This window comes from Thioalkalivibrio sp. XN279 (assembly GCF_011089885.1).
GTDB lineage: Bacteria > Pseudomonadota > Gammaproteobacteria > Steroidobacterales > XN24 > XN24.
Genome location: NZ_JAANBD010000028.1, coordinates 188,445 through 200,990, shown reverse-complemented (window position 1 = coordinate 200,990; position 12,546 = coordinate 188,445). Strand labels below are relative to the sequence as shown.

Genomic DNA, 12,546 nt, shown 5'->3' with positions numbered 1-12,546 from the left:
GGCAGGATCGGCTGCGACCGCCGCCGCGCTATTGCGCGCTCAGGACGGCTCTTGCAGGACGGCCGTGACCACGTAGCGCCACGGACCGTTCGGGTCCACGGCGTCGAATGGGTAACAGGTCACAAGCGTGAGGCGCGGCCCATCCGCATCCAGCAGGAGGCGGGCGCGGCGGCTGTCGACGATTTCCAGCGAGGTGACTGCGAAGACGATGTTGCGGCCGTCGAGACGCTCGACGGCGATACGGTCGCCCACAGCGAGGCCGGCCAGGCCGCGGAAGTGGGTGTCGCGGTGCGCGGCGATGATGCTGTTGCCCATGTCGCCCGGCAGGACGCTGGCCGGGTCGTGGGTGGGCGCGAAGGCGAGGTTGCGGCCGCTGTGGCCGGCCAGCACCACCAGCGGCCGCTCCGTTCCCGGCAGGTGCAGGCGCGCCACCGGCCGCGTGTCGGCCCACGGCCATGGGCCGGCCCCGGACGGGGCCTCGTAACGGGGTCTGACCCCGTTTGTTGCGGCGCGGAAAAAAGCGTCTTCGATCAGCGCCTGGGCGAGCCAGGCCTTGGCATGGATCCAGCCCGCCTGGCCCAGACTGGCGCAGGCAGCGATAAGGAGGAGGATCGCTGCGAGCTGTCGAGTGCGTTGCAGGCTGCGATGGCCGGCCGTCATGGATGCAACCACTGCGGGCGCGCCGGGCGGGCGAGCAAGAGCGCCAGTGCGAGGAGCACCGTGCCGATCCAGCCGAACAGCGCCGCCGGCGTGGCGGTCTGTGCGAAGGCGCTGGTGCGGGCCCAGGCGGTGCCGTTGGGAGCGGTGGTGGGCGCCTGCTCACGAGCCAGGGCGGCACCTTCGGGGCGGGCCGGGGTGACATCGACTGCCACCAGGCTGGTGCGCTCGCTCACGAGGCCGTAACCCATCGCCAGCGCCTCGATCTCGGTATCCAGTGCCTCGCGCGACAGCCGGCCGGTCGTGGCCCCGCCGCCGGCCAGGCGCTTGCGCCGCGACAGCTCGGCGATGCGCTCCCGCGCCCAGAGCTTCGCGATGCCCGCTTCGCCCTCGAGCTGCTGCAGCGGCGCCTGCCGGGACCATGTCGCACCGCCGGAAAACCCAAGCAATGTCAATAACTTTCCGGGGTCAGACCCCGTTAAGCGCGCGGCCAGGGCTACGGGGTCGCCGGCATACAGGTCGCGGGGCAGGGGTGTGGCGAGATCGGCTGTCACGCCGCCGGGCCAGTGCAGCTCGAGGTCCACCAAGGCCGGCTGTTCGAGCTTGCGGAACAGTTCGCCCATGCGCGGGCCGACCTCGGCCACGTCGGCGATAAAGGTGTAACTGCCGCGGCCGGCCGCGGCGACCTCGCGCATGAACCAGTCGTTCGGCGCGGGGCCGATCCCGACAGTGAACAGGCGCGCCTCGCCGAGCCGCTCTTCTACCAGCCCCAGCACCTCGGTCTCGTTGCCCACGCTGCCGTCGGTGATGAACACCACCTGGCGCAGCAGGCCCGGCGTGACGCGCATGTCGAAGGCCATGTCCAGCGCCGGGTGCATCATGGTGCCGCCGTTCGCCTCGAGCCGGGCGATGAAGCGCTGCGCCGTGGCGCGCGTGCCGCTATCGACCGCCATGGGCGCGCGAGACAGCGCGCGCGCCTCGTTGTTGAACTCGATGATGTTGAAGCGATCCTGCGGCCCGAGCTGCTGCACCGCGAGCGCCAGCGCTGACTTCGCCTGCTGGATCGGCGGGCCGCCCATGGAGCCCGACGTGTCGATGATGAATATCACCTCCCGCGGCGGGGAGTACCCCCTGGTCGCGGACTGTCCCCAGTCAGGCGGCGCCAGCATCAGCAGCGCATAGGTCTCGCCGCCGAATTCCTCCGTGTAGATCGCGGCCTGGGTCTCGGGCGCGATCACCGGCGTCCAGCGCAGCTCGAAGTCGCGGTCCATCGGTGCCGCCGCTGCGACGATCCTACGGCGGCCGGTCGTGGCGCTAGCCTTGCCGCCCCGCCAGGTACCGGCATCGGCCGCGACGGTGTCGCCAGTGCCAATTTTGATAGCGTGGCTGGGGCTGTGCAGCGTCGCCAGCGGCAGCCCCGCGTTGAGCTCGATTTCTATGCGCGCGGTCTGCAGCCCTGGTGCCACCAGTTCGGGTGTGATGTGCTCGGGCAAGGTCAGCCCGGCGCTGGCCTCGGGCCCGGGTGACCACCCGGCATCGCCCTCCACCGCAGGCGCAAAGCGCGGCGTGATCGCCATCGGCAGCTTCAGCTCGTAGCGCGCGTCGCGCCACGGAACCACTGTCAGGTACGCGATACGCACCGTGATCTCTCCGCCGGGCGGGATGTTGGCGACCGAGGTGGTGAACATGTTCGGCCGAGCCTGCTCGACCAGGCTGGCGCGCCGCCCGGAGTCCCGCGCCGCCTCGTAAGTGCGGCGTGCTTCCTCGCGCGGCTGGATCTCGCCACGAATGACGCGATCGCTGACCTGCATTTCCATCTGGTCCACGGCGGCGTCCGCCGGCAGCGGAAAGACGTACAGCCCCTCCACCCATTCGTCGCGCGGGTTGCTGAAGCGTTGCGTGACCTCGATGCGGCCGGTGTTGCCCGTGACCCGGGCACGGATCTCCGTGCCCACGCTGAGTGCCGCGACCGGTTCGTCGTCGAGCGAGGCCTTCAGCCACAGCCCGCCGGCTCCGGATTCCCATGGCGCAGGATCTGCCTGGGCAGCTGCGTCGTCGGGGAACCAGACGACGCCGGGTGCCAACAGCACGAGCAACGCGAATAGGCGCAGCAGCCGCTGGGGCCAGCCGACGGATTCGCGCGGGTTACCAGGGGATGGCGGAGGAGGGAAAGTGTCAACGGAAAGCGTGGAGTCGAGGAAAGATCGCATTGCACCTGCTCCTGCGGGTTGTTCATGCGCTGATTAGGCGTCGGCAACAGGGCAGGGGCGGGCGCGGCCCGGGGCGAATGCGGGCGCAATTATGGCGAATCAGGGCGGAGCGTCGTGGTGGATCGTCCAGTGCGTTTCGTAGCCCGTTCCCAGGTCGGGCGCCATGAACTATGGTTTGAGCCTCGCAACATGAACAATCAACCCACTTATCCGGCGCGCCACTACGCCCAGAAGATCGGCTGGATGCGCGCCACCGTGCTGGGCGCCAATGACGGCATCGTCTCGATAGCGAGCCTGCTCATCGGCGTTGCCGCGGCAAGCGTCGGTCGTGGCGAAGTGCTGATCGCGGGCGTCGCGGGATTGGTTGCAGGGGCCATGTCCATGGCGGCCGGCGAGTACGTTTCCGTCAGCTCGCAGGCCGACACCGAGCGCGCTGATCTCGAGCGCGAGCGGTGTGAGCACGAGACCCACGCGGACGAGGAGCACGAGGAACTGGCCGGGATCTACCGGCAGCGCGGCCTCGATGCGGGGCTGGCGAAGCAGGTCGCGGAACAATTGATGGCGCGCGACCCGGTGGGTGCGCATGCCCGTGATGAGCTCGGTCTCACCGAAGTCCATCGGGCCCGTCCGATCCAGGCGGCGCTGGCTTCGGCCGCGGCGTTTGCCGTCGGCGCCGCCCTGCCGCTCGGCGTGACCTGGTTCGCCCCGGAAAAATACCTGGTGCCGGGCGTAGCGGCCGGGTCACTCGCGGCGCTCGCCCTGCTCGGCGCCGTTGCAGCCTACACTGGCGGCGCCGGGCTGCTCAAAGGCGCTGGACGCGTTGCCCTGTGGGGTGCGCTCGCCATGGCCGCCACCGCACTCGTGGGCCGGGCCTTCGGCGCCTTCGTCTGAGCGTTCACCTGCCGTCGGGCGGCGTCACCACAAGCTCGACCACCAGCGGCAGGTGGTCGGAGGCCACGCGTGCCAGCTCCGAGTCGGGCACCTCGACGGCGCGCACCTCGGTGCCCGGTGTGACATAGACATGGTCGATGCGCAGGCCCGGCGCGCGGCTGGCATAAGTGCTGCGCGGGCGGTGCGCGCGCGCCACGACCTGGGCGTCCTCGAAGTGCTCGCCAAGCCGTCGGCAGACCCGCGACGTGGGCACGGCGTTCAGGTCGCCGCAGAAGACCACCGGCGGGCGGCAACGGGCGTCACCCAGCCACTGGTCTCCCAGCAGCGTCTCGACCTGCGCCAGCCGCTCGCGGCGCAGCAGGCCGAGGTGGGTGTTGATGACCTGCACTTCCTGGCCGTGCGCCTCGACGGCCACCCACAGCGCGCCGCGCGGTTCCAGCCGCGGCTTGTCGTCCAGTCCGGGTAGCGCGCCGGCCTTCACCAATCGCATCGGCAGGTGCGTCAGCACGGCGTCGCCATAACGCTCTTCCTCGAGGTGCATCGCCGGGTGGAAATGGAACTCCATCTCCAGGTGGTGCGCGATGAGCTGGGCCTGGTCCATGCTGCCGGTGCGTTGTCGGCCCACGTCCAGTTCCTGCAGCGCCACCACGTCGGGCCGCGCCCGCGCGATCACGCGCGCGATGCGCTCGGGGTCCAGCTTGCCGTCCATGCCCACGCAACTGTGCACGTTGTAGGTCATGACTCGCAGCGTGCCGGCTGCAGCAGGCGCCCGTCGCGGTATGCTCCGCACCCGCTGGTCCGCCCGGCCCAGTTCACGCAGCGCCGCCGTGCGCAGGTCGCCGGGACGCAGGAACCCGGGCTGGCCTGCGGCCCGGCCTGCTTCATCCGCCAGCGGCGCATCGCCCGGCAGCAGCGCGAAGCCACGGGTCTCGTCCGGGTGTGCACCGGCGTGCGCGCCGTTCTCCTCGGCGAAGGTGATGGGGCGCACGCCGGCACGCCAGCCCAGCAGCACCAGGTCGCCGGCGTCGGCATGCTCGCACAACGCGACCAGGTCCTCGCCGGCCGCGTCCAGGAAGGGATGCGAAGCACCCAGCAATTTCTCGCGGTCCTGTGGCAGCTGGTATTCACCCTCGGCCGTGAAGACACGCACCACGCCCGGCTCGCGCGCCGCGAGCGCCGCCGGCACCTGGTGCTGCGCCACCAGTTCGCGCGCCACAAAGGCGCGGTCCGCGCGCGACAGCTGGCGCGGAAAATAGATGTGCCCCACAGGGCCCAGCGCGGCGACTGCCGGGTGCTCTGCAGCCTGTTCCTCGGCCCGGTCAATTGCCGCCTGCTGGCGGGCGAAGAGTTTCTGGGTCTTGTGGCCGCCGAGGAGCCGGATGCGCTGCGTCTGGATGCCGCTGCCGTCGACGGACGCCACTTTCAATCCCTCCCGGCCCAGCTTCTGGAAGGCCGCTTCCACTGCGTTCTCGAGCGGGTAGCCCGTCAGCGACGCGTAGGGCTGCGTGTCCACCTGGCCGTGATCGGAATAGATCCACACCTCGTAGTGGCGCAGCTCGGAACGGCTGGCCGCGCGCCACAGCCGCGCGACTGCGTCGTCGATGCCCTTGAGCGTCCAGTGGGCGAACAGCGAGCCCGGGCCGCGGCGGTGGGACTGCTCGTCGTAGCCGAGGAAGTTCATGTGGATCACCGGCAGGCCGCGGCTGATGTCGATCTTGCCGCCGATGACGCAGAACTCGCGCAGCAGGATGGAGATGCCCGCGCGCGTGGGCACGAACTTCAACTCCTTGATGAAGTCCTGGCCGCCGCGCAGGCCGCGGAAGAAGTCGGCCACGGCCAGCCCCAGCTCGAGCAGCACGAGCACGCCCACGCGGAAGAAGCTGTAGAGGTTGGCGATGAGGAAGGCGAGCAGCACGAAGGGGTTGGCGGCGCGCAGCGCGGGGCCCCAGCCGATGGAGGCGGCGCAGAAGTGGGTCTCGTCGGCGCCGCCGTGGTAGTTGTCCGCATAGGCGCTGCCGTCCTTGAGCAGCGGCTCGCCCAGCCCTGCACGCTCGGCTGCAGAAGCCAGCCGCCCCTCCACGCGCGCGGCCGTCTCGGCGTCGTACATGCGCACCACGTGGCCGGTCTGGTGGTCGCGAAAGGAGAAGGCCGGCACCACGGCCTTCACGCCATAGAACAGTTCGCCCTGCACGGCGGGGGTGGTGGAGGGCAGGCCCGAGTAGTGGCTGTGCAGCCGGTAGTGCTCGCGCTGCATCAGCCGCCGAAGAAAGGGCAATTCCCCGCTGTCGAGCGCACGCTCGAACTGGGTCCGCGACAGGCCGTCGACCTGGATCATCACCAGTCCCGGCCGGGTGGCGGGCCCCTCCGAAACCGGCAGGCGCAGCAGCCGAGACAACAACGCGCTGCGGCTGATCGCACGGCGCCAGCGCCGCAGCATGATTTCGATGTTGCCGACCATGGCTCAGTCCGCCCGCTTTGCCAGCCGCATCAGCGCGGCTCGCCCGGGTCGCGTTCGCCGCCGAGCGCGGCGTCGCTGGCGCCGGCCAGGTTCATGAACAAGGACCACTCGGTGCGCAGCGCGCCCAGGATCTCCTCCCAGAGGTTTTGCGCCGGCTCGAATTCGTCCGCCGAGCGGACGCGCACGGCGCGGTAGCATTCCAGCGCCGTGGTGGCGGATTGTTCCATGGAGTAGGCCGCGGCTGTTTCCAGCGCGGATTGCCTGAGCGCCGCGGATGCGTCGTCGTCGAGCGCGGCGGCCCAGCGCAGCGCAGCGGTAAAAGCCTCAGGCGTCTCCTCGCGCAGCAGCCGGCCGTTCTCGCAGTCGCTCACCACCTCGCGCACACCGGCGGCATCCAGCGCGATCACCGGCAGGCCCGCGGCCATCGCTTCCGTCAGCACCATGCCCTGGGTCTCGCTCTTCGAGGCAAAGGCGAACAGGTCCATGGCATGCAGCGCATCGGCCAGCGCCTGGCCCTGCAGCGTGCCGGCGAAGTGCAACCGCGCCTCGACGCCGGCCGTTGCGAAAATCGCGCGCATCTCGTCTGCCGACGGCCCGCTGCCGACCACCAGGAAATGCGCCTTCGGCTCTGCAGCGATGAACTGGGCCACGGCCTCCGCGAGGAGGGCCAGGTTCTTTTCCGGCGCCAGCCGGCCCAGGTGGCCGACCACGAGCGCGTCCGCCGGGATGCCGGCCTGCGCACGGACAGTCGCGCCGTCGCCTTGCGCGAAGCGTTCGATGTGCACCCCGGTGGGCACCACCTCGATCGGCGTCCTGACGCCGCGCTCGCGGAGCAGGTCGCGGATGCTCTGGCTGGGCGCGAACACCTGGTCGCAGAGGTTGGCGTAGCGCGTCGCCAGCTCGACGGTGAAGCGCTTCAGCGCGGGCGAGTCGCCGGGCACGTAGTGGGTGTATTGCTCATAGAGCGTGTGGTGCGTGAACACCAGCGGCAACCCGCGGTAGCGCGCGATGCGCACCGCGGTCGAGCCGAGCAGGAAGGGGTGCTGGGAGTGCACGATGTCCGGGCCGAAGGCGTCGAGGGCCGCGGTCAGCGGCGGGTGCGTGGGCAGCACCACCGAGAAGTCGCTGGCGTTGAATTCCTGGATCGCGGGGACGCGCAGCACGCCGGTCTCGTCCGCGGGCATGTCGGGAAACTCGGGCGCCACCACCAGCACCTGGTGGCCGCGCCTGCGGTACTCGCCGGCAAAGGCTTCCACCGAACGCGCCACGCCGCCCACGTGCGGGGTGTAGGTGTTGGTCACCAGCAGGATGTTCATGGCCCGGTGTCCTCGCTCGTTTCGCCGCCCGTGTCCTCTGCTTCGAGGACGACGAAATTCGCACCTGGCGCCGCACGCGCGGGCTTGAAGCCGGGCAGCTCGATGTCGATCGGCGGCGCAGTCCCCTGAACGCCTTGGGCGCCGGGCGGGGAGCCGGCCTGGCCCTCAGCCTGGCCCTCGGCCTGGTGGTCGGCATGCCAGTCGGCCTGCCAGCGCACACGCGCCCGCCCGCCGCCCTCCGGCAGGACCTCGACCGAGACCGTCCCGAAGGTGGTCGGCGCCGGGCCGAAGCGGATCGGCCCGCCGTCATCCAGCCAGCGCGCCGGCACGCCGGCGCACAGCACCAGCCGCTCGCCTTCCTCGCGCAAGAAGCAGTTGCGCAGCATCAGCACCCATTCCGCGGCGGCCCAGACATGGTGGCCGTCGCCCATGCAGCCGCCGCCCGTCTGCGGGTGGATGGCCTCGGGCCACTGGCCGGTGGGCGAGGCCAGCGCCGCCACCGTGTCCATCAGCGCCAGGTAGCGCGGGTCGCCGGCGCGCAGCAGCACCTGGGCGACGTGCAGCGTCAGGTAGGCGTTGAGCCCGGAATGAATCATGTCCTGGTAGAAGGCGCCGTTGACGAAGCAGCGCTCGAGCAGGAACTCGACGGTGTCCAGCAGCCGCGGGTCGTCGGGCGGGCACAGCTGCGCCGGGTAGCCGATCGCCAGCGAGCCGATCGCGCCCGCGTCCATGCGCCGGTAGGGCGAGGCGGGCATGGCCGGGCGGCGCAGCCGTTGCGCGTCGCGGGCCAGGCTGCGCTCGATGGCGGCCATGAAGTCCTGGCCGGCCGCCGCGAAATCGGCACTCGGCTCGGGGTCGCTGTCGGCCAGCATCGCTGCGGCGGCCTCCAGGCCGGCGACGCCCCAGAAGTCGTCCCAGTAGTAGTAGTCGTTCGGGCCCAGGTGCTCGGCGCTGAAACCGGCCGGCAGCAGCCCGGCATGCGGCGCGTCCAGCGCATCGTCCAGGCGCTTGCGCATGATCCAGCGCGCGCCGCGGCGGATCGGCTCGTGCCATTCCTTCGCCGGTGCGCGCCCGGCCAGGTCGCTGAATCGCTTGAAGATCCACAGCACCTCGCCGTTGGCGTCCCACTCGCCTTCCTGGGAGCGGAAATAGCCCAGCGCGGTCTGCCGGCCATGGAACTGCGCCAGCGCGCGCTCGGCGCGCTCGGTGTAGCCCGCGCACAAGAGGGCGTGGATGATGAAGGCGGCGTCGCGGAACCAGAAGCGCTTGTAGGTGTAAGGCCCGGGGTAGACGTCCTCGGGCGAGTGCAGCACCAGCGAGGTGAGCGCCGCGTCGTACAGGGCGCGGTAGCGGGGCTCGGGGCATTCCAGCCGGCAGCGATCGCGCCGCACCGCCGCCCAGTCGTGCGTGTCACGCGCGTCTCGCGGCGCAGGCAGCGTCCCCAGCGGGATGCTGGCCGTCAGCTCGCCATCCTCGCCGGCCTGGAGCGGGAACATCGCAGCGGCCGTGACCATGCCGACATCGCAGCGGCCGGCCGACTGGTCCTCGCGGTCCTGCAGGTGGATGTAGACGTCGCCGTGGCGGTAGTCGGAGACGTGGTGGCGGGCGACGGGCCGGTCGAAAGTCACGCTGCGCTCGTCGTCGATGCGCCAGCCGTCGCGCCGCTCGTTGAGCTGCAAGGCATGGATGAAGCTCACGCCTTCCGGGTTCTGCGGCCGCAGCGCCAGCACCAGGTGCCCGGCGGTGTCGGCCCGTCCGCGCAGGCGCAGCTTGCAGACGGGCTGGCCGTCCTCCAGCGCCACCCAGGCGCTGCTTGCCAGCGACAGGCCTTCGGAGGTGGTCTCGGTGTCGATGCGCACGCCGTCGTCCAGCAACTGGCGTTGCGTGCAGACGGTCTGGCGCGAGGGCAGCAGGCAGCGTCCGTCCTCGGCCAGCAGCCAGCCGTCCAGCGACCAGCCGTCGAGGAACGGCGTGAGCAGCCCGCGCGGGTCCACGATGGGCAACTCGTCGCAATCGGGCAGGCCGACGGCCGTCCAGTTGCGATGGCTCAGGTTCACGTGGGTGATGGAGAAAGCGCGCGGGATGAAAGAGACGTCGCGTGGATTGAACTGGCGCTCGATCCAGTACGGCCACACCCAGTCCAGGTTGTGCTGGATTACGCGACTGTTGATCAGCCCGCGGGCGTGGAACACCACGCCGGCGCGCAGCAGCTCGATGGGCTCGCCCACCTCGGAGGGCTGGGCGAAGCTGTGCAAGCGCGCCAGCAGCGCAATCGGGTCGATGAAGCCCTGGCGGCGCGCGACGCGCCGGATGATGAAGCGCCAGGGCAGCCATTTCATCCAGCTCATGGCTGCGTCTCCTTGCTGCCGTTCTCCTCGTGCATGTAGGGCCTGAGCGCGCGCTGCGCCAGGCGGTTGAGCCAGACCACGGTGATGACGGTGACGACGAAGCCGCCGCCGTAGAGCGCCCACTGCAGCGGCGTGCGGCCGAGATCGCGCACCGTCATGGTGGAGAGGTCCGCGGCGATCGAGCCCAGGTAGACGTTGTGGACCGAGAAGGGGATGAAGCCGACCAGCGAGCCGAGCGTGTAGTCGCGCAGGTACACGGGCGTCAGGCCGAAAAAGTAGTTGGCCAGCTTGCTGGGGAAAAAGGGGATCAGCCGCGTGAGCAGCACGATCTTCCCGCCGTGCGGGGTCATCTCCTCGCCCACGGCGCGCAGCCGCTTGTGCGACAGCATGTAGCGACGGGCGCGGGTACCGAAAAAGTAGCGTGCGATGACGAAGGAGAGCACTGCGCCCAGGGTGGTGCCCAGCACCACGTAGATCGAGCCGGCGACCACGCCGAACACGAAACCCGCGCCTGCGGTCAGCGGCAGGCCGGGCAGCACCAGCACCACCGTGGCCGCCATGATCAGGATGAAGAACAGCGGCGCCCACAGGCCCTGCCTCTCCACCCAGTGCAACAGGTCGAGAATGTGCTCGTGGCCGCCGCTACGCACCAGCAGCCCGAGCAGCAAGGCGACGAACAGGACGGCGGCGACGATGCCCACGACGGGGGACCGTCGCAGCCGGCGGAAAAGAGTTTCGTCGGGTAGTTGGCTCATTCTTGCCCGCTGCCGGTCACGGTGGTGACGACCGGCGGGGCGGATTCCCTTGGGTTGTTCCTACCCCCTCAGGTTAGCAGCCGCTGCGGAAAACGCTGGCCAGGGGGTGGAAAAGATGGCGTCCCCTAGGGGATTCGAACCCCTGTCGCCGCCGTGAAAGGGCGGTGTCCTAGGCCTCTAGACGAAGGGGACGCAGTTGCGGACGGGCCGCTGGTGATCTTGGTGGAGCCAGGCGGGATCGAACCGCCGACCTCTTGCATGCCATGCAAGCGCTCTCCCAGCTGAGCTATGGCCCCACACGAAGTCGCGCATGATAAACAACCCCGCTGGCGGGGGCAAGATGGATGCGGGCGGCGCGGCGACAATCTGCCCGGCTGCAGCGCCCGGGGCCGCCCCGCCTCAAGCCCTACTCGGCGCGATCTCCCGCGGAAGCCGCGAATACGATGGCATGCCGCAGCCGCGCCAGCGTCTTCTCCTTCCCCAGCAGCGCCACGGTGATGTCGATCGGTGGCGACACCGGGCCGCCGCTGACGGCCACGCGCAACGGCTGGGCGACCTTGCCCATGCCGAGGCCCAGCGACTCGGCCACGGCCTGCACGACCTCGTGGATCGGGCCCGCCTGCCAGTTCTCCAGCGCCTCGAGGCCCGCCATCAGCCGCTTGAGCGGTTCCACGGAATTTTCGCCGAGGTGCTGTCGGGCGGCTTTCTCGTGGTAGGCGTCGAAGTCCTGGTAGAAGAAGATCGCGGCCTGGGCCATTTCGTGCATGGTCTTCGCGCGCTCGCGGAAGGCCTCGGCGACGGCGTCCAGTGCCGGCCCGCCGGAGCAGTCCACGCCGAGCCGCTCGAGCTGCCACTGCAGCTCCTGGGCGAGGCGCGCCGGGGCCGCCTCCTTGATGTAGTGCTGGTTCAGCCACAGCAGCTTCTCGGGGTTGAAGCTCGAGGCCGACTTGTTGACGTCGCCGATGTCGAACAGCTCGACCATTTCCTCCATGGAAAAGATTTCCTGGTCGCCATGGGACCAGCCGAGGCGCACCAGGTAGTTCAGCAGCGCCTCGGGGAGGTAGCCCTCCTGGCGGTACTGCAGCACGCTCACCGCACCGTGGCGCTTGGACAGCTTGGCGCCGTCGGGGCCGAGGATCATGGGCACGTGCGCGAACACCGGCGGCTCGACGCCGAGCGCGCGGTAGACGTTGATCTGGCGTGGCGTGTTGTTGAGGTGGTCGTCGCCGCGCACCACGTGGCTGATGCCCATGTCCATGTCGTCGACCACGACGGAGAAGTTGTAGGTCGGCACGCCGTCCGAGCGCAGCAGCACCAGGTCGTCGAGTTCCTTGTTGTCGAACACGACGCGGCCGCGCACCTTGTCGTCGACCACCACCTGGCCTTCGTCCGGGTTGCGGAAACGCAGTACCGGCGGCACGCCGGGCCTGGGTTCCTTGCGCTCGCGGCAGCGCCCGTCGTAGCGGGGCTTCTCGCCGCGGCCCATCTGCGCCGCGCGCATCTCGTCGAGCTCTTCCTTGCTGCAATAGCAGTGGTAGGCGTGGCCGGAAGAAAGCAGCTGCGCGGCGATCTCGTTGTAACGGTCGAAGCGGTCGGTCTGGTAGAGCGGGCCCTCGTCGGCGCGCAGGCCGAGCCATTCCATGCCGTCGAGGATCACCTGGATGGCTTCCTCCGTGGAACGCGCGCGGTCGGTGTCCTCGATACGCAGGATGAATTCGCCGCCGTGGCGGCGCGCCTGGAGCCAGGAGAACAGGGCGGTGCGCACGCCGCCGATGTGCAGGAAGCCGGTCGGGCTCGGCGCAAAGCGCGTGCGGACGGAGCGGGCGGAGGTGTCGGACACGATGCAGGACCTCGGTGGACTCAGGCCGCGGATTCTACCAGCGGGAGGCGGTGCGGATGATCAGGAGCCTC

At 70.1% G+C, this 12,546-nt stretch carries 8 protein-coding genes and 2 tRNA genes; 1 reads left to right on the top strand and 9 read right to left on the bottom strand.

What is annotated here, in order from left to right; genetic code table 11:
• Positions 1-39 precede the first annotated feature (39 nt).
• Both G8346_RS10575 and G8346_RS10570 read right to left on the bottom strand, forming a co-directional pair.
• Entirely contained in the window at positions 40-660 is a 621-nt protein-coding gene (locus G8346_RS10575; protein WP_166051011.1) for a class GN sortase, read from the bottom strand.
• Positions 657-2,747: a marine proteobacterial sortase target protein gene (locus G8346_RS10570; protein ID WP_166051009.1), complete on the bottom strand. Its 2,091-nt coding sequence runs from the start codon at positions 2,745-2,747 to the stop codon at positions 657-659. Before G8346_RS10570 ends, G8346_RS10575 begins: the two co-directional genes overlap by 4 nt.
• 309 nt (positions 2,748-3,056) lie before the next feature.
• Here G8346_RS10570 and G8346_RS10565 point away from each other — a divergent pair, with 309 nt between their 5' ends.
• Positions 3,057-3,758 (top strand): VIT family protein, encoded by a 702-nt coding sequence (locus G8346_RS10565; RefSeq protein ID WP_166051007.1) that lies wholly within the window; start codon positions 3,057-3,059, stop codon positions 3,756-3,758.
• A gap of 4 nt (positions 3,759-3,762) precedes the next feature.
• On the opposite strand, the gene G8346_RS10560 is transcribed toward G8346_RS10565, so the two are convergent.
• The 7 genes from G8346_RS10560 to gltX form a co-directional block, all read right to left on the bottom strand.
• Entirely contained in the window at positions 3,763-6,216 is a 2,454-nt protein-coding gene (locus tag G8346_RS10560; RefSeq protein WP_166051005.1) for an endonuclease/exonuclease/phosphatase family protein, read from the bottom strand.
• Positions 6,217-6,245: 29 nt separating this feature from the next.
• Positions 6,246-7,532, bottom strand: a complete 1,287-nt coding sequence (locus G8346_RS10555) for a glycosyltransferase (RefSeq protein ID WP_166051003.1) — start codon at positions 7,530-7,532, stop codon at positions 6,246-6,248.
• Positions 7,529-9,880, bottom strand: coding sequence for a hypothetical protein (locus tag G8346_RS10550; protein ID WP_206202697.1), 2,352 nt, complete (start codon positions 9,878-9,880; stop codon positions 7,529-7,531). The genes G8346_RS10555 and G8346_RS10550 overlap by 4 nt, the downstream gene beginning before the upstream one ends.
• Entirely contained in the window at positions 9,877-10,635 is a 759-nt protein-coding gene (locus G8346_RS10545; RefSeq protein WP_166051001.1) for a TVP38/TMEM64 family protein, read from the bottom strand. Before G8346_RS10545 ends, G8346_RS10550 begins: the two co-directional genes overlap by 4 nt.
• A 116-nt stretch (positions 10,636-10,751) precedes the next feature.
• Positions 10,752-10,827 (bottom strand) — tRNA-Glu (locus G8346_RS10540).
• A gap of 28 nt (positions 10,828-10,855) precedes the next feature.
• Positions 10,856-10,931 (bottom strand) — tRNA-Ala (locus G8346_RS10535).
• 110 nt (positions 10,932-11,041) lie between these two features.
• On the bottom strand, positions 11,042-12,475 hold the full coding sequence (gene gltX, locus G8346_RS10530; RefSeq protein WP_166050999.1) for a glutamate--tRNA ligase: 1,434 nt from the start codon (positions 12,473-12,475) through the stop codon (positions 11,042-11,044).
• Between the last annotated feature and the right edge of the window lie 71 nt (positions 12,476-12,546).

What these genes read in the sequence shown, in the direction of transcription:
- G8346_RS10575 (WP_166051011.1), bottom strand. Translation starts at nt 660, where the DNA reads ATGACGGCCGGCCATCGCAGCCTGCAACGCACTCGACAGCTCGCAGCG.
- G8346_RS10565 (WP_166051007.1), top strand. Translation starts at nt 3,057, where the DNA reads ATGAACAATCAACCCACTTATCCGGCGCGCCACTACGCCCAGAAGATC.
- G8346_RS10560 (WP_166051005.1), bottom strand. Translation starts at nt 6,216, where the DNA reads ATGGTCGGCAACATCGAAATCATGCTGCGGCGCTGGCGCCGTGCGATC.
- G8346_RS10555 (WP_166051003.1), bottom strand. Translation starts at nt 7,532, where the DNA reads ATGAACATCCTGCTGGTGACCAACACCTACACCCCGCACGTGGGCGGC.
- G8346_RS10550 (WP_206202697.1), bottom strand. Translation starts at nt 9,880, where the DNA reads ATGAGCTGGATGAAATGGCTGCCCTGGCGCTTCATCATCCGGCGCGTC.
- G8346_RS10545 (WP_166051001.1), bottom strand. Translation starts at nt 10,635, where the DNA reads ATGAGCCAACTACCCGACGAAACTCTTTTCCGCCGGCTGCGACGGTCC.